Annotated in this window: 19 protein-coding genes; 12 read left to right on the top strand and 7 right to left on the bottom strand. The window is 62.3% G+C overall.

Annotated elements, in window-relative coordinates; genetic code table 11:
• Positions 1-299 precede the first annotated feature (299 nt).
• Both RGV59_RS01755 and RGV59_RS01760 read left to right on the top strand, forming a co-directional pair.
• The gene (locus tag RGV59_RS01755; protein ID WP_003194418.1) at positions 300-779 is read left to right on the top strand and encodes an Lrp/AsnC family transcriptional regulator; all 480 of its coding nucleotides are present in this window, start codon (positions 300-302) and stop codon (positions 777-779) included.
• 165 nt (positions 780-944) lie between these two features.
• Entirely contained in the window at positions 945-1154 is a 210-nt protein-coding gene (locus RGV59_RS01760; RefSeq protein WP_026140189.1) for a DUF2788 domain-containing protein, read from the top strand.
• Here the strand turns inward: RGV59_RS01760 and RGV59_RS01765 are convergent.
• From RGV59_RS01765 to RGV59_RS01780, 4 genes are all read right to left on the bottom strand, one after another.
• Positions 1149-1784: a pseudouridine synthase gene (locus RGV59_RS01765; protein WP_046482390.1), complete on the bottom strand. Its 636-nt coding sequence runs from the start codon at positions 1782-1784 to the stop codon at positions 1149-1151. The genes RGV59_RS01760 and RGV59_RS01765 overlap by 6 nt on opposite strands.
• Positions 1785-1855: 71 nt before the next feature.
• Positions 1856-3328: an AMP nucleosidase gene (amn, locus tag RGV59_RS01770; RefSeq protein ID WP_162231494.1), complete on the bottom strand. Its 1473-nt coding sequence runs from the start codon at positions 3326-3328 to the stop codon at positions 1856-1858.
• A gap of 155 nt (positions 3329-3483) precedes the next feature.
• Positions 3484-5136 (bottom strand): acyl-CoA dehydrogenase family protein, encoded by a 1653-nt coding sequence (locus tag RGV59_RS01775; RefSeq protein WP_046482392.1) that lies wholly within the window; start codon positions 5134-5136, stop codon positions 3484-3486.
• A gap of 69 nt (positions 5137-5205) precedes the next feature.
• Positions 5206-7599 (bottom strand): hybrid sensor histidine kinase/response regulator, encoded by a 2394-nt coding sequence (locus tag RGV59_RS01780; RefSeq protein ID WP_126586245.1) that lies wholly within the window; start codon positions 7597-7599, stop codon positions 5206-5208.
• Between the two features lie 288 nt (positions 7600-7887).
• Here RGV59_RS01780 and RGV59_RS01785 point away from each other — a divergent pair, with 288 nt between their 5' ends.
• The 4 genes from RGV59_RS01785 to RGV59_RS01800 all read left to right on the top strand — a co-directional run bounded on the left by RGV59_RS01785 (position 7888) and on the right by RGV59_RS01800 (position 11408).
• On the top strand, positions 7888-8685 hold the full coding sequence (locus tag RGV59_RS01785; RefSeq protein ID WP_026140190.1) for a hydroxymethylpyrimidine/phosphomethylpyrimidine kinase: 798 nt from the start codon (positions 7888-7890) through the stop codon (positions 8683-8685).
• A gap of 18 nt (positions 8686-8703) precedes the next feature.
• On the top strand, positions 8704-9333 hold the full coding sequence (gene thiE / locus RGV59_RS01790; RefSeq protein ID WP_017848322.1) for a thiamine phosphate synthase: 630 nt from the start codon (positions 8704-8706) through the stop codon (positions 9331-9333).
• Positions 9334-9344: 11 nt separating this feature from the next.
• A complete protein-coding gene (hemL, locus tag RGV59_RS01795; RefSeq protein WP_126586247.1) occupies positions 9345-10628 on the top strand; it encodes a glutamate-1-semialdehyde 2,1-aminomutase in 1284 nt (427 codons plus the stop codon).
• A gap of 225 nt (positions 10629-10853) precedes the next feature.
• Positions 10854-11408: a tetratricopeptide repeat protein gene (locus tag RGV59_RS01800; RefSeq protein WP_017848324.1), complete on the top strand. Its 555-nt coding sequence runs from the start codon at positions 10854-10856 to the stop codon at positions 11406-11408.
• 42 nt (positions 11409-11450) lie between these two features.
• Here RGV59_RS01800 and RGV59_RS01805 read toward each other — a convergent pair whose 3' ends face one another.
• On the bottom strand, positions 11451-11777 hold the full coding sequence (locus RGV59_RS01805) for a DUF1820 family protein (RefSeq protein WP_003194436.1): 327 nt from the start codon (positions 11775-11777) through the stop codon (positions 11451-11453).
• Between the two features lie 131 nt (positions 11778-11908).
• Between RGV59_RS01805 and miaB the strand changes: the two genes are divergently transcribed.
• The 5 genes from miaB to lnt all read left to right on the top strand — a co-directional run bounded on the left by miaB (position 11909) and on the right by lnt (position 17285).
• Entirely contained in the window at positions 11909-13234 is a 1326-nt protein-coding gene (gene miaB / locus RGV59_RS01810; RefSeq protein WP_017848325.1) for a tRNA (N6-isopentenyl adenosine(37)-C2)-methylthiotransferase MiaB, read from the top strand.
• Between the two features lie 184 nt (positions 13235-13418).
• The gene (locus RGV59_RS01815; RefSeq protein ID WP_017848326.1) at positions 13419-14420 is read left to right on the top strand and encodes a PhoH family protein; all 1002 of its coding nucleotides are present in this window, start codon (positions 13419-13421) and stop codon (positions 14418-14420) included.
• Positions 14413-14871: an rRNA maturation RNase YbeY gene (ybeY, locus tag RGV59_RS01820; RefSeq protein ID WP_017848327.1), complete on the top strand. Its 459-nt coding sequence runs from the start codon at positions 14413-14415 to the stop codon at positions 14869-14871. The genes RGV59_RS01815 and ybeY overlap by 8 nt, the downstream gene beginning before the upstream one ends.
• A gap of 42 nt (positions 14872-14913) precedes the next feature.
• Complete coding sequence (locus RGV59_RS01825; protein ID WP_017848328.1) at positions 14914-15753, top strand: HlyC/CorC family transporter; 840 nt, start codon at positions 14914-14916, stop codon at positions 15751-15753.
• Between the two features lie 8 nt (positions 15754-15761).
• Positions 15762-17285 (top strand): apolipoprotein N-acyltransferase, encoded by a 1524-nt coding sequence (gene lnt, locus RGV59_RS01830; RefSeq protein ID WP_017848329.1) that lies wholly within the window; start codon positions 15762-15764, stop codon positions 17283-17285.
• Positions 17286-17398: 113 nt separating this feature from the next.
• On the opposite strand, the gene RGV59_RS01835 is transcribed toward lnt, so the two are convergent.
• Positions 17399-18160, bottom strand: a complete 762-nt coding sequence (locus RGV59_RS01835; protein WP_102616984.1) for a YdcF family protein — start codon at positions 18158-18160, stop codon at positions 17399-17401.
• A 107-nt stretch (positions 18161-18267) separates the two neighbouring features.
• On the bottom strand, positions 18268-18585 hold the full coding sequence (locus RGV59_RS01840; protein ID WP_046381934.1) for a hypothetical protein: 318 nt from the start codon (positions 18583-18585) through the stop codon (positions 18268-18270).
• Positions 18586-18847: 262 nt separating this feature from the next.
• Here RGV59_RS01840 and leuS point away from each other — a divergent pair, with 262 nt between their 5' ends.
• Positions 18848-21454 carry a leucine--tRNA ligase gene (gene leuS, locus RGV59_RS01845; RefSeq protein WP_046381933.1) on the top strand — a complete coding sequence of 869 codons (2607 nt, stop codon included), beginning with the start codon at positions 18848-18850 and terminating at the stop codon, positions 21452-21454.
• The last annotated feature ends 48 nt before the right edge of the window (positions 21455-21502 follow it).

A 21502-nucleotide genomic window follows, 5' to 3' on the forward strand; every position in this document is an offset into this window, starting at 1 on the left:
CCGTCGGCCGCCCCTTGAGAACTTCGTCCTGGCTCAACGCTTATGACGTTGGCTCACCTCACGCCGTCTTGTGGACAGTGTGCAGCCTGGAGGCCGGCTCAACCCTGCTGGGGTGGCGGCCGCAGCGAGCCTGATTGGGCGAGCTGCAGTGGACTATGTCCAGGCGGTGATTCTGTTGGTAATCATAGGCGCAGCGCCCCGGCAGATGATTGCGAAGATTGCGTCAATAAACAGTGCTTGCGCAATTTTTAACCCTTAAGGGATAATTCACCGCAATAGTTACGACAAAGGCCAGCCCCATGAGCAAACTTGACCGATACGACCTGAGTATTTTGGCGGAATTGCAGCGCGACGCGAGGATCTCCAACCAGGAGTTGGCCGAGCGTATCGGGCTGTCGCCGTCGCCCTGCTCGCGCCGGGTCAAGCAATTGGAGGACGACGGCTACATCGCCCGCCAGGTCGCGCTGCTCGACCGCAAGATGCTCGGCCTGAGCCTCACCGCCTACGTGCTGATCGGCATGGACCGCCACACCCCCGAGCGCTTCGAGAACTTCGAAGCCGCCATCCGTACCCTGCCGCAGGTGCTGGAATGCAGCCTGGTGACCGGGATGGATGCCGACTATCAGTTGAAAGTGGTGGTGCCAGACATGGATCACTACCAGAAGCTGCTGCTGGGCCACCTCACTCGGATCGAAGGCGTGACCAGCGTGCGCTCGAGCTTTGTGCTGAACCAGGTATTGAACAGCACCGAGCTGCCGCTGACCCATCTGCGTACTTGAGATCGGTGACGGTCAAAGGTGGGAGGGAGCAAGCCCCCTCCCACATTCTGCCTGTGTTTCAACCGTGAAGTCTGCCTGCGACGCACCGACGCAGGTCAATGCTCAGCCCGAGCACTGCCGTATACTTCCCGCCTGCCCTGTCGGAAAAATTACCGAATGAACTCGATTGACCCCGCACTATTCGAAGAATGGATGATGACCGGCCTGGTCACGATTCTGATCATTTTCATGGGCTTCATCGTCTGGGACCTGGCGAAAAAATCCAAGGCCGGGCGTTTCGGCTCGTTCATTCTGTTCTTCGTGCTTGGCCTGGGCGTGGCCGCGTTCGTCATCAAGAGCGTGGTGATCGGCCTGATCGAGTCCGGCGCCTTATAAGCGCGCCGGGACGGCCTTCCATTGGCCCTGATCCAGGCCGTCGATGGACCAATCGCCAATCCGCACGCGCACCAGGCGCAAGGTGGGCAACCCCACCGCCGCGGTCATGCGCCGCACCTGGCGGTTTCGCCCCTCACGAATCACCAACTCCAGCCAGTGGGTCGGCACGCTTTTGCGAAAACGCACCGGCGGGTTGCGTGGCCATAACTCAGGCTCGTCCAGTTGCCGTGCTTCGGCGGGCAAGGTCATGCCGTCGTTGAGCTCCACCCCGTCGCGCAGGCGTTGCAGTTGTTCTTCGGTAGGTTCGCCTTCCACCTGCACCCAGTAGGTTTTCGCCAGCTTGTGCTTGGGGTCGGCAATCCGCGCCTGCAATTGACCGTCGTTGGTCAACAGCAGCAGGCCTTCGCTGTCACGGTCCAGGCGGCCCGCCGGGTAGATGCCGGGGATGTCGATAAAATCCTTGAGGGTCGCCCGCCCGCCTTCGTCGCTGAACTGGGTCAGCACGTCGAACGGTTTATTGAACAGGATCAGCTTCGGCTCGGCCGGTGGCGCCTTGGCGACGCGACGGGTTGCGGAATACGGGGCTTTCACGCCAGGGCGACGCGAATCGGGACGGCTGGGACGGGACATGGCGAAGGAACATCTAACGGTCAGGACCGACAATGCTAGTGGCCTGACCGCTAAATGACCATCCCAACCGCTTAGCGGAACGGCGGCTCGTCGAAGCTGCGCAGTTTGCGCGAGTGCAGCGAGTTGAGCTCGGTGCGCAACAGGTCGACCGCCTCGATGCCGATCTTCAAGTGCTGGCTGACCGCCCGCTCATAGAACGCGTTGGCCGAGCCCGGCAGCTTGATCTCACTGTGCAACGGCTTGTCCGAGACACACAGCAACGTGCCGTAAGGCACACGCAAACGGTAGCCTTGGGCGGCGATGGTGCCGCTCTCCATGTCCACCGCGACGGCGCGGGACAGGTTGATCAGCGGCCGTTCCTGGGCCCAGCGCAGTTCCCAGTTGCGGTCGTCGTAGGTCAGCACGGTGCCGGTGCGCAGGCGCTTTTTCAGCTCTTCGCCTTTTTCGCCGGTGACATTGGCCGCCGCTTGCTGCAAGGCCATCTGCACTTCGGCCAGGGCCGGGATCGGGATGTTCGGCGGCACTACGCGGTCGAGAATGCCGTCACGGCGCATATAGGCGTGAGCCAGGACATAGTCGCCGATGGTCTGGGATTGGCGCAGGCCGCCGCAGTGGCCGATCATCAGCCAGCAATGCGGACGCAGCACGGCCAGGTGGTCGGTGATGTTCTTGGCGTTGGACGGGCCGACGCCGATGTTGACCAGCGTCACGCCGTGACCGTCACTGGCCTGCAGGTGGTAGGCCGGCATCTGGTAACGGTGCCAGACCACGCCTGCGGCAATGGCGGACGCTTCGCCGTGGTCCATGCTCTTGTCGATGATCACGTTGCCCGGCAACACCATGCGGATAAAACGCGGGTCGCTGCGCAGTTGCTCCAGGCCATGCACGATGAACTGGTCGACATAACGGTGGTAGTTGGTCAGCAGGATCCACGGCTGTACATGGCGCCAATCGCTGCCGGTGTAATGCACCAGGCGGCGCAGGGAAAAGTCCACGCGGGCCGCATCGAACAGGGCCAGGGGCAGCGGGTCGGTGTTTTCCCAGTCGTACAGGCCGTCGGCGATGCCATCGGTGGCGGCCGACAGGTCGGTGCTGGGAAACACCCGCGCCAGGGTCGCGGCGGTCACGCCGGAGCCGGCCAGTTCGTCGCCCTGCTCGACCACATACGGGTAAGGAATATTCTGCTGACTGACGCCGACTTCCACCGTCACGGTGAAGTCGTGCATCAGCGGCACCAATTGCTCCAGCAGGTATTTACGGAACGCCGACGGATGGGTGACGGTGACGCTGTAAGTCCCCGGCAGTTGGACCTTGGCATACGCCCGGGTGGTTTGTGGGACTTCGCCATGGCATTGGTAAGTCAGGCGCAGCTCCGGGTAACGAAACATCGCGCGTTGTTCGGCGTCGGGCTCGACGCGGTCCTTGAGGTATTGCTTGAGGGCCTGATTGAGCGCGCCGGTAGCACGCTCATGCAGAGCCGCCAGCCGGTCCACGGCTTCTTCGGCGGTTTGAACGACAACAAAAGCTTCGGTCACGGTAAGCATCCTGTGTGCTGACTTGCAGACCTTTATCTTGCCTGTATCCCTGTCAGACGCAAACTTTGAATTGGCATGCCTACTCAAGAAGAGCTCAGTCCCTGTGGGAGGCTGGCACACCGCGATCGCAGGCAAGCCAGCTACCACAGGTTGACCGCGTGTATTCAAAGGGCCTGTGGCGTGGACCGCGCGACAATCGCCTCAACATCCACACCGCGTGGCAAGGTGCCATACACGCGTCCCGACGACTGGCCCAAACGGCTGGCGATAAACCCATCGCTGACCGCCGCGTTCCCAGCCTCCAGCAACAACTTGGCCTGCAACGCTACAGCAATGTCCTCGGTCAGTTGCCGCGCGCGGTACTGGATATCCTGGGTGTCCATGAACGCCGATTTCAGTTGCTCGACATGGCGCGCCAACTGCCTGTCACCATGCCCGTCGCCCAGTTCGACGAACAGCGCTTCCAGCACGCCCGGTTCTTTGGACAAGGCGCGCAGCACGTCCAGGCACTGCACATTGCCGGAACCTTCCCACGTCGAATTCACCGGCGCCTCACGATACAAGCGCGGCAGGATACTGTCCTCCACATAACCGGCACCGCCCATGCACTCGGCGGCTTCGTTGATCATCGCCGGCGCGCGCTTGCAGATCCAATACTTACCCACCGCCGTCACCAGCCGGGAGAACTTGGCTTCCTGCTCATCGCCCAAATGATCGAGGGCGCGGCCCATGCGCAAGCTCAAGGCCAGCGAGGCCTCGCTTTCCAGCGCCAGGTCGGCCAGCACGTTTTGCATCAGCGGCTGCTCGCTGAGTACGCGACCGCCGACCGAACGATGGGCGCAATGATGGCTGGCCTGGGTCAGCGCCTGGCGCATCAAGGCGCTGGAGCCGACCATGCAATCGAAGCGGGTCATGGCGACCATCTCGATGATGGTCGGCACGCCACGGCCTTCTTCGCCGACCATCCAGGCCAGGGCGCCGCGGAACTCGACTTCGCTGGACGCATTGGAGCAATTGCCGAGTTTGTTTTTCAGACGCTGGATATAGAACTGGTTGCGCGTGTCGTCCGGACGGTGCCGAGGCAGCAGGAAACAGGTGAGGCCCTTGTCGGTCTGGGCCAGGGTGAGGAACGCATCGCACATCGGCGCCGAGCAGAACCACTTGTGCCCCACCAGCTCATAGGCTTGGCCGGGGCCGCCCGCGCCCACGGGGTAAGCACGCGTGGTGTTGGCGCGCACGTCGGTGCCGCCCTGTTTCTCGGTCATCGCCATGCCGATGGTGGCACCGGCCTTGTGGGCGATGCCGACGTTGCGCGGGTCGTAATCGGTGCTGAGGATTTTCGGCAGCCAGGTCTGCGCCAGGTCCGGTTGCAGGCGCAGGGCCGGGACGCAGGCAAAGGTCATGGTCAACGGGCAGCCGGTGCCGGCCTCGGCCTGGCTGTGCAGGTACGTCAGGGCAGCACGGGCCACATGGGCGCCGGATTGTGGATGAGCCCACGGCAGCGACGGCAGGCCATGCTCGACGGCGGTGTGCATCAGCTCATGGTAGGCCGGGTGAAACTCCACCAGGTCGACACGGTGACCATAGCGGTCATGGCTGCTGAACTGTGGCTTGTTCTGGTTCGCCAGGAACCCGGCCGCCATCAGCGGCCCACCGGCCAACGCGCCATAGGCATCGAAGCGCGGTGCTGCCCAGCCGGCACCGAAGCGGTGCGACCAGTCTTGCAGCGGCACATCGATGCGGTACAGGTTGATGCCGTCCAGGGAGGACGGCTGGTTGGTGACGTCGTGGGTTTCGGCGAACTGGTGCAGGTTCATGACGGGCCTCCTGGAAAAAAGGCCACCTGGGGTTGCGGCCCGAATTTCAGTTAAGCACCGTCATCTCGCTTAAAAAAGTGGCATACGCGCCGAATGTCCGGCGCTTTCGCCCTCTGACGGACACAGCAGCCGACGTTCCAGCAGCGCCTGCAGCGCGTCGAAACGTACCGGCTTGACCAGGCGCTCGGTGATGCCGATGCCATGGCAGCGCTCGCGTTCGGACACATTCAACGTGGTGCTCAGGGCGATCACCGGTAACTCGCCGCAGCCGGGCAACGCGCGAATCTGACAGCACAACGAGAAACCGCCTTCCGGTATATCCAGCAACACTGCGTCGAAGGTTTCCCCCTGCAACGCCGCCAACGCCGCCGGCCCGCTGTCGACGGTTTTCACCCGATAACCGAGCTTGAGCAACATGCCGCGCACCACCAACTGGCCGACGCTGTTGTCGTCCACCAGCAGCACCGCACACTGCGCAGGCGTGCGTGCGTGCGCGGGGCTTGCCGGGCGTGGCTCGGGCTGCAGCGGGGTGACCGCCAGTTCCAGCTGAAAACGACTGCCCTTGCGCGGTTCGGAATGATGGGTGAGACGCCCGCCGAGTAATTCGATCAGTTGCCGGCAGATCGCCAGACCAATCCCCAGGCCGCCGTATTCGCGGGTCGTCGAGCCATCGAGCTGGAAGAAACGCTGGTACAGGGTGGCCTCGTCGAGGAACGCAAAGCCGATGCCAGTGTCGGTGACGATAAAACTCAGGCGCACTGCACCATCGCTCAGGGGCACGCCGACCACCCGCAGACGCACGACGCCTTCGTGGGTGAACTTGAAGGCGTTGTCCAACAGGCAATCCAGGCACTGGCTGAGTTTGTCGGCATCGCCGCGCAGGCGATCGGGCAAGTCGTCGGCGACATCAATGGAAAAGGCCAGGCCTTTGCTCTGGGCGCTGGCGCTGAACTGCTGGCGCAAGGTGTCGAGCACGCCGCGCAGGCTGAACACCCTGGGCTGGGCACTCAGGCGCCCAGCCTGCAACTCGGTGAGGGTGAGGATGCCATTGACCATCCGCATCATGTCCCGCGCCGAGCCGGCGGCGGTTTGCTGGTAGTTCGCCAGGTCGTCGTCCAGAGGCACGGTCTGCATCAATTCCAGGGAGCCGATCACCCCATTCATCGGCGTGCGCAGTTCGTGGGTCAGGGTGGCGAGGAATTCGTCCTTGAGCCGGTTACTGCGGGCCAACTGCTGGTTGAGCACTTCGAGCTTCTGGCTCGCGTCGTAGAGGATCTGCGCCTGTTGCTCGCGCATGGCGTTGATGCGGTCTGCCAGGGCCAGGGACAACAGCGCCACTTCGATCGCCGAGCCGATCTGGCTGGCGTACATGGTGAGGAACACATTCGGCAGGTAACCCAGCACCATCAAGGTGTTGACCACGCCGCCCAGCAGGAACGCCGACCAGGCGATGATGAAATAACGTGCCACCCGCTGGCCGCAGTACCAGGCCTTGATGGCGGCGACGAAGATAGTCACGGTGAACACCAGCGCCAGGCCGGTGGCCAGGCGCAGCGCGAGAGCGTAGCTGGTCATCAGTGAGAGCAGCATCACCACCGCGCCACAGGCCACCAGCGCCAGCAACAGGCGATTGATCCAGCGGCTGTGCTGGGCGGTGTGCAGGAAGCTGCGGGCGAACAAGCTGCCGAACAACGCCGCCGAGCCGATCATGAACGGCGTCGCGGCATTCGCCCACCAGGGGTTGTTCGGCCAGAAATACTCCACAGCCGCACCGTTCACCGACAGCTGGTACAGACCGAACGAGGCGATATAGAAGATGTAATAAAGGTAGCTGGTGTCGCGCACGCTGAGGTAGATGAACAGGTTGTACACCAGCATCCCCAGCAACACGCCATAAATCAGGCCCAATACATATAGGCGCAGCGGTTGTTGTTCCAGGTAGGCAGTGCTGGACCACAGCGTCAGCGGCGCCTGGATCGAACCTTCGCTTTGCAGGCGCAGGTAGACGGTCTTGGTTTCGCCCGGCGTGAAGTCGACCTTGAACAAGTAGTTGTTCTGGCGAATCTCGCGGCTGGAGAACGCCAAGGCATCCCCGGTGCGACCGGCCAGGCGATAGTTGCCGGTGCTGTCGGGCAAGTACAGGTCAAGGTGGTCGAGGGGCGGATAGGCCAACTCCAGCAGCCAGGTGCGCTGGGTTTCAGGCAGCTTGGGCTGGTAACGCAGGTTGACCTTGAGCCAGAACACCGAGCGCGAATAGCCGGCGTTGAGGGTGTCTTTGTCGTGGGGCTTGAACTGTGTGGCAGCGGCGGGAGCGCTCACATCGGCGATGGTCAGGGTGTTGGTCGGGTCTTCGAGCACTTGCATGGCCCGGCCCAGCGGCAGGCTTCGCGTGTCTTGGGTGAACTCAACGGCGTCGGCGAGCAGCGGTAGCCCGCACAATAATAAAATCAGCAAATAACGCATAGAGCCCCAGCGTGACCTGTCCGGTCATGTCAAAAAGCCCCCCATTCCTTTTGAGAAGACGTATACCGGCGATACAGTAAGTTGTTTCGAATCACTTTAGCATAGCCGCTAAAGGCCATTAGACACCATTGATATAATTTTTCTAAAGGCTCTAGAACAAGGCTTTCAGCGGACCTCACAACTAAAATCCGATACTAGCAAACAGCCATAATCGCCCATGGTTCCGGGCGAAATTCAGCCATCGCCAGACGGCCACGCCAAAAGCGTTTGGTGGTAAGCTCGCGCACCATGAATATCTACAGCTCTCGCCCCGTTGTCCTCTGTCTCTCCGGCCATGATCCCAGTGGTGGCGCCGGCTTGCAGGCAGATATCGAAGCCCTGCTCGCCCAGGGTTGCCATGCGGCCCCGGCCGTTACCGCGCTGACGGTGCAGAACACCGTCAACGTCAGTGATTTCCGCGTACTCGACCGCGAGTGGGTGCTGGCCCAGGCCAACGCCGTGCTCAGCGATTCGCCAGTGGCGGCGGTCAAGCTGGGCATGCTCGGCTCCACCGCGATGGTCGACACCGTGGTCGAACTGCTGCAGGCACACCCGCACCTGCCGGTGGTGTGCGACCCCGTGCTGCGCGCCGGTGGCGGCGGCAGCCTGGGCAAGGACGAAGTCGGCTACGCCATGCGCGAGCGGCTGTTGCCGTTGTCGCTGATCGCCACACCCAACCTGCCTGAAGCACGCATCCTTGCCGAACTGCCTGAGGGCACGGCGGACGAATGCGCGGAAAAGCTGTTGCCGTTTATCAAGCACCTGCTGATTACCGGCGGCCATGGCGATGAGCACCAAGTCCACAACCGCCTGTACAGCCGCGACGGCACGCGCCAGACCTTTACCTGCCAGCGCCTGCCCGGCAGCTATCACGGTTCGGGGTGTACGCTGGCCAGCGCGCTGGCGGGCCGGATCGCCCAGGGTGAAGGCCTGGTCAGCGCCGTGCAATCGGCCCTCAACTACACTTGGCGCACCCTGCGTGACGCCGAACAACTCGGCCAGGGCCAGTTCGTGCCTCGCCGGCTGCCGCTGGATTTCTGCTCGTAACACCAAGAGGCCTGCCCGATGAAACTACGTGGCCTTTATGCCATTACCGACAGCCAATTATTGGCCGGCAAATTCCTCGCCTACGTCGAAGCGGCGCTGGATGGCGGCGTGACCCTGCTGCAGTACCGTGACAAAAGCAGCGACGAGGCCCGGCGCCTGCGTGAAGCGGAAAAACTCCGCGAATTGTGCTCGCGCTACAAGACCCAACTGATCATCAACGATGACGCCGAACTGGCCGCGCGCCTGGGCGTCGGCGTCCACCTGGGCCAGACCGATGGTCCCCTGACCACAGCCCGTGCGTTGCTGGGCTCCAAGGCGATCATCGGCGCCACCTGCCACAGCCAGATCGAACTGGCCGAACAGGCCGCGAAAGAAGGCGCCAGCTACGTCGCCTTCGGCCGCTTCTTCAACTCCAGCACCAAGCCCGGCGCCCCCGCCGCCAGCCTCGAAATGCTGGCCCAGGCCCGCGCGCGCCTGCAGTTGCCGATCTGCGTGATCGGCGGCGTCACCCTGGAGAATGCCGAACCGCTGGTGGCCCACGGGGCCGACTTGCTCGCCGTGGTACACGGCCTGTTTGGTGCCGACAGCACCCAGGAAGTCACGCGCCGCGCCCGCGCTTTCAACGATCTTCTTAAATCTTCAGTTTAGAGAGCCCGATCATGTCCCGTTCCGAAACCCTGTTTGCCGATGCCCAGAAACACATCCCCGGCGGTGTGAACTCCCCCGTGCGTGCATTCAAGAGCGTCGGCGGCACGCCGCTGTTCTTCAAGCATGCCGAAGGCGCCTACGTCACCGACGAAGACGACAAGCGCTATGTGGACTACGTCGGTTCCTGGGGCCCGATGATCCTCGGCCACAGCCACCCGGACGTACTCGACGCCGTGCGCCAGCAGTTGCAACACGGCCTGTCCTACGGCGCCCCGACCTCGATGGAAACCGAGATGGCCGATCTGGTCTGCTCGATCGTGCCGTCGATGGAGATGGTGCGGATGGTCAGCTCCGGCACCGAAGCCACCATGAGCGCGATTCGCCTGGCCCGCGGTTTCACCGGCCGCGACAGCATCATCAAATTCGAAGGCTGCTACCACGGTCACTCCGACAGCCTGCTGGTCAAGGCTGGGTCCGGCGCGCTGACCCAGGGCGTGCCAAGCTCGGCCGGTGTGCCGGCAGACTTCGCCAAACACACCCTGACCCTGCCGTTCAACAACATCGCCGCCGTCGAGCAGATGCTCAATGAAGTGGGCCAGGAGGTGGCGTGCATCATCGTCGAGCCGGTCGCTGGCAACATGAACTGCGTACCGCCGGCCCCGGGCTTCCTCGAAGGCCTGCGCGCACAGTGCGACAAGCATGGCGTGGTGCTGATTTTCGACGAAGTGATGACCGGCTTCCGCGTGGCCCTCGGTGGCGCCCAGGCGCATTACGGCGTAACGCCGGACCTGAGCACCTTCGGCAAGATCATCGGTGGCGGCATGCCGGTGGGCTGCTTCGGCGGCAAGCGCGAAATCATGCAATACATCGCGCCGCTGGGCCCGGTGTACCAGGCGGGCACCCTGTCCGGTAACCCGCTGGCCATGGCCGCCGGCCTGACCACCCTGCGCCTGATCAGCCGCCCGGGCTTCCATGCCGAGCTGACCGACTACACCTCCCGCCTGCTCGACGGCCTGCAACAGCGCGCCGATGCCGCTGGCATTCCGTTTGTCACCACGCAAGCAGGCGGCATGTTCGGCCTGTATTTCAGCGGTGCCGACGATATCGTCACCTTTGAGGACGTGATGGGCAGCGACGCCGACCTGTTCAAGCGCTTCTTCCACCTGATGCTGGACGGTGGCGTGTACCTGGCACCGAGCGCCTTTGAAGCCGGCTTCACCTCGATCGCCCATGGCGACGCCGAGTTGAAACTGACCCTGGATGCTGCCGAGCGCGCCTTCGCCGCCCTGAAATAACCGGCACAGCATTCTGACGTCGCCCCCCAGCGGCGTCAGATTTGCTACTTTGCTTACAGACTTTTCCTGGTTTTCTCGAGAAATCACCTGCAATCCGGCAGATAACTTGCCCAACCGGCAGAAAAACGAGTAAAGACTTTGTAAGCAGAGGTCTGCTTATTTCATAATGCGCGCTTATTGGACCCCCGAGGGTCCGCGTGCCCCGTCAGAGGTAAGTCGATTCCCATGAAACGCACCGGCCGCACCCTGGTCCTGGGCTGCCTGTTGCTCCTTCAGCCGCTGCTGGCACATGCACAAGCAGGCGGCAACTCGTTGTTAATCCCAGCGATGGGTCGTTGCACCCTCAATACCCAGCCAGACAGCCAGGCCGAGGCCCTGAGCGCGTGCCAGAAACAGGCCGACGGCGGGGATGCGCAGGCGCAATACGAGTTGGGCGAGTACTACCACGACGGCAAGAACCCCGCGCGCGACCTCAACAAAGCGTTGAACTACTTCGAAAAAGCCTCGCTGCAGGGCCACGCCCAGGCGCAATTCCAGCTGGGCACCATGTTCTTCAAAGGCGAAGGGGTGCCGGCCAATAACGTCCAGGCGTATATCGTGCTGAAAATGGCCGCGGTCAACGGCGCCGAAGACGCACTGGACACCGCCGACGAAGTTGCCGAACACATGCAGCGCGATGAACTGGAACTGGCGACCCAGGTGCTGGGCCAGATCTTCCGCAATTATCTGCAGGAACTGCAGAGTGCGGATGGGCGCTCACCGTTCTCGCCCCTGCCCTGATCGACCGGTGACGAGGGAGCCAGCGCCCTCGCTACAAACGCCCTACTTCTCAGGCATCGGCATCGGAAACGGCATGACATTGCTCGTGCCACGCGCTTCGCTGATCTTCGGCGTGCCCAGGCGCTCGACTTCATCGATACGCACGATCGAATGCATCGGCACAAAACTGCGCACCACGCCTTCGAACTGGGCCTTGAGTTTTTCCTCGCCCGGGTCGACGACCAGCTGTGTGCGCTCGCCAAAGACGAACTCTTCCACTTCCAGGAAGCCCCACAGATCACTTTGATAGATCTGCTTGGCGTACATTTCGAACACCTGGCCCTGGTTGAGGAAAATCACCTTATAGATTGGAGCTTCACGTTTGGTCATGGTGGGCGGGGAACACATCGGGGATATAAAAGAGGGCGCGAACTATAGCATGGCACCCGATGCACAGTGCTAGGAACCGATGGACATGACCCCTATAATGCGCGGTTCTTTACCACCAGTTGACGATTCCCATGGCCAAGAAGCTCTACATTGAAACCCACGGTTGCCAGATGAACGAGTACGACAGCTCGCGCATGGTCGATCTGCTGGGTGAACATCAGGCCCTGGAAGTCACCGCCCGCGCCGAAGATGCCGACGTGATCCTGCTCAATACCTGCTCGATCCGCGAACGGGCACAGGACCGCGTGTATTCGCAGCTGGGCCGCTGGCGTGAATTGAAACTGGCCAACCCGGAGATGGTGATTGCCGTCGGCGGCTGCGTCGCCAGCCAGGAAGGCGCAGCCATCCGCGACCGCGCGCCCTACGTGGACGTGGTCTTCGGCCCGCAAACCTTGCACCGCCTGCCGGAAATGATCGACGCCGCACGCCTCACCAAGCTGCCCCAGGTCGACGTCTCGTTCCCGGAAATCGAAAAATTCGACCATTTGCCCGAGCCGCGCATCGATGGGCCGAGCGCCTACGTGTCGGTGATGGAAGGTTGCAGCAAGTACTGCACCTTCTGCGTGGTGCCCTACACCCGTGGTGAAGAAGTCAGCCGGCCGTTTGACGATGTAATGTCAGAAATCATCCACCTGGCCGAAAACGGCGTGCGTGAAGTGACCCTGCTGGGCCAGAACGTCAACGGCTATCGCGGCCAGACCCACGACGGGCGCCTGGCCGACCTCGCAGAGCTGATCCGGGTTGTCGCCGCGGTGGATGGCATCGAGCGCATTCGCTACACCACCTCGCACCCGCTGGAGTTCTCCGACAGCCTGATCCAGGCCCACGCCGAAGTGCCGGAGCTGGTCAAGCACCTGCACTTGCCGGTGCAATCGGGTTCGGACCGCATCCTGTCGGCGATGAAACGCAACCACACCGCCCTGGAATACAAATCCAAACTGCGCAAGTTACGCGCGGCAGTGCCGGGCATCTGCATCAGTTCGGACTTTATCGTCGGCTTCCCCGGCGAGACCGAGAAAGACTTCCAGCAGACCATGAAGCTGATTGAAGACGTCGGTTTCGACTTTTCCTACTCGTTTGTCTACAGCCAGCGCCCCGGCACGCCTGCCGCCGACCTGCTGGACGAGACCCCGGAAGAGCTGAAAAAAGAGCGCCTGAACGCCCTGCAACATCGCCTGAACCAGCAGGGGTTCGAGATCAGTCGACAAATGGTCGGGTCCACCCAGCGCATCCTGGTCACCGACTACTCGAAAAAAGACCCGGGCGAACTGCAAGGGCGCACCGAGAACAACCGCATCGTCAACTTCCGTTGCGACAACCCGACCCTGATCGGCCAGTTCGCCGATGTCCACATCGATGCGGCGCAACCGCACTCGTTGCGCGGCTCTCTGGTGTAATAAATGTGCGAGGGGGCTTGCCCCAAATTGCGGGACATCAGCAGCACATGAGCTGCCTGACACTCCGCTATCGGGGGCAAGCCCCCTCCCACACTGGATCGGGTTGGATAAGTGCTTTCGCACACTGGCGCGTGGCGTTATCCTCTCTTTCACCTCAACAGCCAAAGGGCGGCTAAAAGCGACCTTGAACGCACCCATCGAACCCCATCGTTTTCTCCTCGAGCCGTTTGAGGCTCGCCGTTTCGCCAATTTGTGCGGACAGTTCGACGAGCACCTGCGCCTGATCGAACAACGCCTGAGCATCGAGATCCGCAACCGCGGCAATCAATTCGAGCTGATTGGTGAACCCCAGCACACCACGTCTGCAGAAAACCTGCTCCGCCGCCTCTACCGCGAAACCAAGGGTAGTGAGCTGTCGCCGGAAACGGTCCACCTGTACCTGCAGGAATCGGCCGTGGAAGACCTGGCCAACAACCCGGTGGCCGAAGCCAGCGTGGCCTTGCGCACCAAAAAGGGCATGATTCGCCCACGCGGCTTGAATCAGCAGCGCTACGTCAAAGAAATCCTCGGTAACGATATCAACTTCGGCATCGGCCCCGCCGGTACCGGCAAGACCTACCTGGCCGTGGCCTGTGCCGTCGACGCCCTGGAGCGCGAGCAAGTACGCCGCATCCTGCTGGTGCGCCCGGCGGTCGAGGCCGGCGAAAAGCTCGGCTTCCTGCCCGGCGACCTGGCCCAGAAGATCGACCCGTACCTGCGCCCGCTCTACGACGCGCTCTACGAGATGCTCGGCTTTGAATACGTGGCCAAGCTCATCGAGCGCCAGGTGATCGAGATCGCCCCGCTGGCCTACATGCGCGGCCGGACGCTGAACAACAGCTTCATCATTCTCGACGAAAGCCAGAACACCACCGTCGAACAGATGAAAATGTTCCTCACCCGCATCGGTTTCGGCTCCACCGCCGTGATCACCGGCGACGTCACCCAGGTCGACCTGCCCAAGGGCACCAAGTCGGGCCTGGCCCAGGTGATCGAGGTGCTCAAAGACGTGCCGGGGATCAGCTTCACGCACTTCATGCCCAAGGACGTCGTCCGCCACCCGCTGGTCCAGCGCATTGTCGAAGCCTACGAGCGCTTCGAGCACCGCGACGACGCCCCGGCCAAGGACACCCGCCGCGATGCTTGAGCTTGACCTGCAACTGGCAACCGACGCGCCCGCCCCCAGTGAAGAGCAGTTCCGTCAATGGTGCGCCCTGGCCCTGCGCCAGCGCACCGCCGACTCGGAGCTGACCATCCGCCTGGTGGACGAACCCGAAGGCCGCGAACTGAATCACACCTGGCGCCAGAAGGATTACGCGACCAACGTGCTGTCCTTCCCCGCCGACGTACCCGACGAACTGCTGGATATCCCGTTGCTGGGCGACCTGGTGATCTGCGTCGAAGTCGTCGAGCGTGAGGCGCAGGAACAAGGCAAGGCCCTTGAAGCCCATTGGGCTCATCTGGTCATCCACGGCTGCTTGCATCTGTTGGGTTACGACCATATAGACGATGACGAAGCCGAAGAAATGGAAGCACTGGAACGATCGTTGCTTGCAGAATTGGGTCACCCCGATCCGTATGCAGATGACGAAAACTGATCAACACTCAACTGAAACATCAAAGGATTTAGAGTAATCGCTATGAGCGAAGACCGATCGAGCAACGGGCAAAAGTCATGGCTGGGTAAACTGACCCAGGCTTTTGCCCACGAGCCGAAAAACCGCCAGGAGCTGCTGGAGCTGCTGCGCGAGGCCCATCAGAACAAGTTGCTGGACAGCGAAGCGCTGGCCATCGTCGAAGGCGCCATCCAGGTGGCTGACCTGCAAGTTCGGGACATCATGGTCCCGCGTTCGCAGATGATCAGCATCAAGGCGCCCCAGACCCCACGGGAATTCCTCCCGGCCGTGATCGACTCGGCGCACTCGCGCTACCCGGTGATCGGCGAAAGCCATGACGACGTCATGGGTGTCCTGTTGGCCAAGGACTTGCTGCCGCTGATCCTCAAGGAGAACGGCGACAGCTTCAACATCAAGGACCTGCTGCGTCCGGCCACCTTCGTCCCCGAATCCAAGCGCCTGAATGTGCTGCTGCGCGAGTTTCGCGCCAACCACAACCACATGGCCATCGTGATTGACGAATACGGCGGCGTCGCCGGCCTGGTGACCATCGAAGACGTGCTGGAACAGATCGTCGGCGACATCGAAGACGAGCACGACGTCGAAGAAGACAGCTACATCAAGCCGCTGCCGAGCGGTGATTTTCTGATCAAGGCGTTGACGCCGATCGAAAACTTCAACGAGTTCTTCGACAGCGAATTCTCCGACGACGAGTTCGACACCGTCGGCGGCCTGGTGATGAGTGCGTTCGGGCACCTGCCCAAGCGTAACGAGACCACCGAGATCGGCGCTTATCGCTTCCGCATCCTGAATGCCGACAGCCGCCGGATTCATCTGATTCGCCTGACACCTATTGCCCGTTAAGGACTGACATGCGCCGTTTCATCGCACCCGGCTGGCCCGGCAACTTGTTGGCCGTGGTGGCTGGCGCCATCACCACCCTGGCGCTGGCGCCATTCGATCTGTGGCCGCTTGCGTTGGTCGCGGCCGGATTGTTCTATATCGGGCTGCGCGAGCTGTCCCCACGCCAGGCCCTCGGCCGTGGCTGGTGTTTCGGTTTCGGCCTGTTTGGCGCCGGCACCAGCTGGATCTACTACAGCATCCACCACTTCGGCGGCGCTTCGGTGTTGCTGGCTGGCTTGCTGATGCTGGCGTTCACCGCCGCCATTGCCTTGTTCTTCGCCCTGCCCGCCTGGTTGTGGGCGCGCTGGCTGCGGCGCAATGAAGCGCCACTGGCCGATGCCCTGACGTTTGCGGCGCTGTGGGTCGGCCAGGAAGCGTTCCGGGGCTGGTTCCTGACCGGTTTTCCCTGGTTGTACTCCGGTTACAGCCAACTTGACGGCCCCCTCACCGGCCTCGCGCCGCTGGGTGGGATGTGGCTGATTTCCTTCGCCCTGGCCCTGACCGCCGCCCTGCTGTGCAACCTGCCGCGCCTGCTGGCGACCCAGCGCAACGCCTTCATCGGCGCTGGCCTGTTGCTGCTGGTGGCGCCCTGGGCCATCGGCCTGGCCCTCAAGCATCACGCCTGGACTTCACCGTCCGGCGACCCGCTGAGCGTGGCGGCGATCCAGGGTAACGTCGAACAAAGCATGAAGTGGGACCCCGAGCAGCTCAATGCACAACTGGCGCTGTACCGCGACATGAGCTTCAGCTCCAAGCGGGTCGACCTGCTGATATGGCCGGAAACGGCCGTGCCGGTGCTCAAGGAGTCCGTCGAGGGCTACCTCGGGATGATGGGCAAGTTCGCCGCCGAACGGCACACCGCGCTGATTACCGGCGTGCCGATTCGCCAGGAAGTGCATCACCAGAAGCGCTACTACAACGGCATCACCGTCGTGGGCGAAGGTGACGGCACCTACCTCAAGCAGAAGCTGGTGCCCTTCGGCGAGTACGTGCCGCTGCAGGACATGCTGCGCGGCTTGATTGCCTTCTTCGACCTGCCCATGTCGGACTTCGCCCGCGGCCCGTCCGACCAGGCGATGCTACAGGCCAAGGGCTATCAGATTGCGCCGTTCATTTGCTATGAAGTGGTCTACCCGGAATTCGCCGCCAGCCTCTCGGCCCAGAGCGACTTGCTGCTGACCATCAGCAACGACACCTGGTTCGGCACCTCCATCGGCCCCTTGCAGCACCTGCAAATGGCGCAGATGCGTGCGCTGGAAGCCGGCCGCTGGATGATCCGCGCCACCAACAACGGCGTGACCGGGCTGATCAACCCGTATGGGCAGATCACCGCGCAGATCCCGCAGTTCGAGCGCGGCATCCTCTATGGCGAAGTGGTGCCGATGCACAACCTCACGCCGTACCTGCAATGGCGTTCGTGGCCGCTGATCGTGGTGTGCCTGGTGTTGTTTGGCTGGGCGCTGCTGGCCGGCCGAATGTCCAAAACCGTCTAACAGATTCAAATGTGGGAGGGGCTTGCCCCCGATAGCAGTGTGTCAGTCAGTAGATTTGATACTGATACACCGCAATCGGGGGCAAGCCCCCTCCCACATTTTGATTTGCGGTGCTATCGGTAGAACAACCGATACCCCACCTGCCCCACCGCCTCATTGAGCAACTGCCCGCTCTGCCACACCGACTTGAACTCCGGCATCCAGCCACCCAGCGGCCGCGCGTTATCCTCGCCGAGGAAGCCGACCGGCGCCGGCACCACGCTGAAACCGGCTTTTTCAAAGCTCCAGACCGCACGCGGCATATGCCAGGCCTGGGTCACCACCACGACGCGCTTGACCCCCTCGGGCAACAGAATCTCGGCACTCATCTGCGCATTTTCCCAGGTGGTGCGGCTGCGCTCTTCCTTCCAGCGCACCGCCACATCGAAGTCGTCCCGCATCGATACCGCCATCAACTCAGCTTCGCTGGGCGGTGTGCCGTAGTGCAAACCGCCGCTGGTCAGCACCGGCAGCCCGGAGGCCTTGGCCAATCGCGCGGCGTAGCGCTGACGTTCGAGCCCGATGCCGGTTGGCTGGTCCGAACCCCAGGCCGGGTCGCCACGCTCGCGCCCCGAACCCAGCACCACAATGGCATCGGCGCGCCGGGCCAGGTTCGACCAGTCCTCCCGGGCCAACGGCGGCGCCGTCTCCAGGGCGCGCGCGCCCCACTCCACCATGATCGGCAGGCTCATCAGCCACATCCCGCCCAGGCCGAGGGCAAAGCAGCAGCCGGCCAGGCGCGGGCGGCTGCGGCGAAACCACCAGGCAAGGGCCAGCAACAGCAAGAGAATGCCGGGCGGCAACAGCAGTTGTTTGATGAAATAACGAATAGGCATCGAGCATCTCCATAGATGCCCGAAGCCTAAGGTGTAACGGGGTTTAGCGACAATCTTTACAAGAACGAAGCAGAGTCAGCGATGATCAGGAAACTAAGGGGCATGTATTACTTGAACCGCACGGACCGATGTTTTTCCGGACCGCGAGCGGCTGACACATCCTTGAGCCACACCACCTTGGCCGACCGCACGGGCTCGTTGGGCGGCGTGCTCGCCACGCCGGTAAAAGCCGAACGTTCGTTCCTTGCCAGGTAAGCCTTGATCAGTTCCAGCTCCGCGTGGCTCAAGCCTCGCAGTTCCAACTCGACGGGCTGCTCATCACGCAATCGACCCGCCGTACTTGCTGCATCCAATGCACGACCCAAACGGTCGATGAGTCCTTGGTACACATCCGGTTTAGATAACATTCGCTGCGATTCCACCATCCCCTCACCTCATTGAAGATAAGACTCACTCCCCAATAAACAGCGTAGCCCCCATGGCTGCGCCTGCCCGGCGCCGCGACAGACGGCCTCGACCGCGCAATCAGGGTTTCCCTCGATAGAGTGGGGTCATGTATGCTACGGCGCTTCCTGTAACTCCACTTCCCGCAGGGTTTGGGCACGGACGCGGCGCTTTATGGTGTCGGCCAGCTCGGACAATGCACCGAAGAGGATTAGGCCACCCCTATTCAGTTCAAAAGTAGCCATGCACGAACAATATCAGCCCCGTGAAATAGAAAATGCCGCCCAAACCTTCTGGGATGAGCAAAAGTCCTTTGAAGTCAGTGAACAGCCGGGCAAGGAGACGTTCTATTGCCTATCGATGTTCCCTTACCCCAGCGGCAAGCTACACATGGGGCACGTGCGTAACTACACCATCGGCGACGTGATTTCCCGTTACCAGCGCATGCAAGGCAAGAATGTCCTGCAACCCATGGGTTGGGACGCCTTCGGCATGCCGGCGGAAAACGCCGCGATGAAGAACAACGTAGCGCCCGCCAAGTGGACCTACGAAAACATCGCCTACATGAAGACCCAGCTGCGCAGCCTGGGCCTGGCGGTGGACTGGTCCCGCGAAGTGACCACCTGCAAGCCGGACTACTATCGCTGGGAACAATGGCTGTTCACCCGCCTGTTCGAAAAAGGCGTGATCTACCGCAAGAACGGTACCGTGAACTGGGACCCGGTCGACCAGACCGTGCTCGCCAACGAGCAAGTGATCGACGGGCGCGGCTGGCGTTCCGGCGCGCTGATCGAAAAGCGCGAAATCCCGATGTACTACTTCAAGATCACCGCCTACGCGGATGAACTCTTGTCGAGCCTCGACGACCTGCCGGGCTGGCCTGAACAGGTCAAGACCATGCAACGCAACTGGATCGGCAAGTCCAAGGGCATGGAAGTGCAGTTCCCGTACAACGTCGATTCGATCGGCGAAGCGGGTACCCTCAAAGTCTTCACCACCCGTCCGGACACCCTGATGGGCGCGACTTACGTCGCCGTGGCCGCGGAACACCCGCTGGCCAGCCAGGCCGCACAGAACAACCCTGAGCTGCAGGCGTTCATCGCCGAATGCAAAGGCGGCAGCGTGGCGGAAGCCGACGTCGCCACCCAGGAGAAAAAAGGCCTGCCGACCGGGCTGTTCGTCGAGCACCCGCTGACTGGCGAAAAATTGCCGGTATGGGTCGCCAACTACGTGCTGATGCACTACGGCGATGGCGCAGTAATGGCTGTGCCGGCCCACGACGAACGCGATTTCGAATTCGCCACCCAGTACAACCTGCCGATCAAATCCGTGGTACGCACCAGCTCGGGCGACACCAACCCGGCCCCGTGGCAAGACGCCTACGGCGAGCACGGTGAACTGATCAACTCCGGCGAGTTCGACGGCCTGGACTTCGCCGGTGCCTTCGACGCCATCGAAGTCGCGCTGATCAAGAAAAACCTCGGTGCCTCGCGCACCCAGTTCCGCCTGCGCGACTGGGGCATCAGCCGCCAGCGTTACTGGGGCTGCCCGATCCCGATCATCCACTGCGAAACCTGCGGTGACGTGCCGGTGCCGGAAGACCAGTTGCCGGTAGTCCTGCCGGAAGACGTGGTGCCGGACGGCGCCGGTTCGCCTTTGGCGCGCATGCCTGAGTTCTACGAGTGCAGCTGCCCGAAATGCGGCCAGCCAGCCAAGCGCGAAACCGACACCATGGACACTTTCGTCGAGTCCTCGTGGTACTACGCCCGTTATGCCTCGCCGCACTACGAGGGTGGCCTGGTCGAGAAATCGGCGGCCGACCACTGGTTGCCGGTGGATCAGTACATCGGCGGTATCGAACACGCCATTCTTCACCTGCTGTACGCGCGCTTCTTCCACAAGCTGATGCGCGACGAAGGCCTGGTCAGCTCCAACGAGCCGTTCAAGAACCTGCTGACCCAGGGCATGGTGATCGCCGAGACGTATTACCGTCGCGAAGCCAATGGCAGCTACACCTGGTTCAACCCGGCGGATGTCGAGCTCGAGCGCGACAGCAAAGCCAAGGTCATCAGTGCCAAGCTGATCGCCGACGGCCTGCCGGTGGAAATCGGTGGCACCGAGAAGATGGCCAAGTCGAAGAACAACGGCGTCGACCCACAGTCGATGATCGACCAGTTCGGCGCCGACACCTGCCGCCTGTTCATGATGTTCGCCTCGCCGCCGGACATGAGCGCCGAATGGTCCGACTCCGGCGTCGAAGGTTCGCACCGCTTCCTCAAGCGCGTCTGGCGCCTGGCCCATGCCCATGTCAGCCAGGGCCTGCCGGGCAAGCTGGATGTGGCCGCCTTGAGCGACGAGCAGAAAGCCATTCGCCGCAGCACCCACCTGGCCATCAAGCAAGCCAGCCAGGATGTGGGCCAGAACCACAAGTTCAACACCGCCATCGCCCAGGTGATGACACTGATGAACGTGCTGGAAAAAGCCCCGCAAGCCACCGAACAGGAGCGTGCGCTGGTTCACGAAGGCCTCGAGACGGTCACCTTGCTGCTGGCCCCGATCACGCCGCACATCAGCCACGAACTGTGGCACCGCCTGGGCCACAGCGAAGCCGTCATTGACGCCCGCTGGCCGGTGCAGGATGACAGCGCGCTGGTCCAGGACACGCTGCAGCTGGTGATCCAGGTCAACGGCAAACTGCGCGGCCAGATCGACATGCCGGCCAGCGCCAGCCGCGAAGACGTCGAAGCGGCCGCGCGCTGCAACGAGAACGTGCTGCGCTTTACCGAAGGCCTGACGATCCGCAAAGTGATCGTCGTGCCGGGTAAACTGGTCAATATCGTCGCCAGCTAAATCGGATCGGGCGCAGGGCTTGAGCGCTGCGCCGAACTAAACCTTCAG

The organism is Pseudomonas sp. FG1 (assembly GCF_034313875.1).
Taxonomy (GTDB): Bacteria; Pseudomonadota; Gammaproteobacteria; order Pseudomonadales; family Pseudomonadaceae; genus Aquipseudomonas; species Aquipseudomonas veronii.

Coding starts and splice junctions, on each gene's coding strand:
- ybeY (WP_017848327.1), top strand. CDS start 14,413: ATGCTTGAGCTTGACCTGCAACTGGCAACCGACGCGCCCGCCCCCAGT.
- miaB (WP_017848325.1), top strand. CDS start 11,909: ATGGCCAAGAAGCTCTACATTGAAACCCACGGTTGCCAGATGAACGAG.
- RGV59_RS01765 (WP_046482390.1), bottom strand. CDS start 1,784: ATGTCCCGTCCCAGCCGTCCCGATTCGCGTCGCCCTGGCGTGAAAGCC.
- hemL (WP_126586247.1), top strand. CDS start 9,345: ATGTCCCGTTCCGAAACCCTGTTTGCCGATGCCCAGAAACACATCCCC.
- RGV59_RS01835 (WP_102616984.1), bottom strand. CDS start 18,160: ATGCCTATTCGTTATTTCATCAAACAACTGCTGTTGCCGCCCGGCATT.
- RGV59_RS01800 (WP_017848324.1), top strand. CDS start 10,854: ATGAAACGCACCGGCCGCACCCTGGTCCTGGGCTGCCTGTTGCTCCTT.
- amn (WP_162231494.1), bottom strand. CDS start 3,328: ATGCTTACCGTGACCGAAGCTTTTGTTGTCGTTCAAACCGCCGAAGAA.
- leuS (WP_046381933.1), top strand. CDS start 18,848: ATGCACGAACAATATCAGCCCCGTGAAATAGAAAATGCCGCCCAAACC.
- RGV59_RS01785 (WP_026140190.1), top strand. CDS start 7,888: ATGAATATCTACAGCTCTCGCCCCGTTGTCCTCTGTCTCTCCGGCCAT.
- RGV59_RS01825 (WP_017848328.1), top strand. CDS start 14,914: ATGAGCGAAGACCGATCGAGCAACGGGCAAAAGTCATGGCTGGGTAAA.
- thiE (WP_017848322.1), top strand. CDS start 8,704: ATGAAACTACGTGGCCTTTATGCCATTACCGACAGCCAATTATTGGCC.
- RGV59_RS01780 (WP_126586245.1), bottom strand. CDS start 7,599: ATGCGTTATTTGCTGATTTTATTATTGTGCGGGCTACCGCTGCTCGCC.
- lnt (WP_017848329.1), top strand. CDS start 15,762: ATGCGCCGTTTCATCGCACCCGGCTGGCCCGGCAACTTGTTGGCCGTG.
- RGV59_RS01805 (WP_003194436.1), bottom strand. CDS start 11,777: ATGACCAAACGTGAAGCTCCAATCTATAAGGTGATTTTCCTCAACCAG.
- RGV59_RS01775 (WP_046482392.1), bottom strand. CDS start 5,136: ATGAACCTGCACCAGTTCGCCGAAACCCACGACGTCACCAACCAGCCG.
- RGV59_RS01755 (WP_003194418.1), top strand. CDS start 300: ATGAGCAAACTTGACCGATACGACCTGAGTATTTTGGCGGAATTGCAG.
- RGV59_RS01840 (WP_046381934.1), bottom strand. CDS start 18,585: ATGGTGGAATCGCAGCGAATGTTATCTAAACCGGATGTGTACCAAGGA.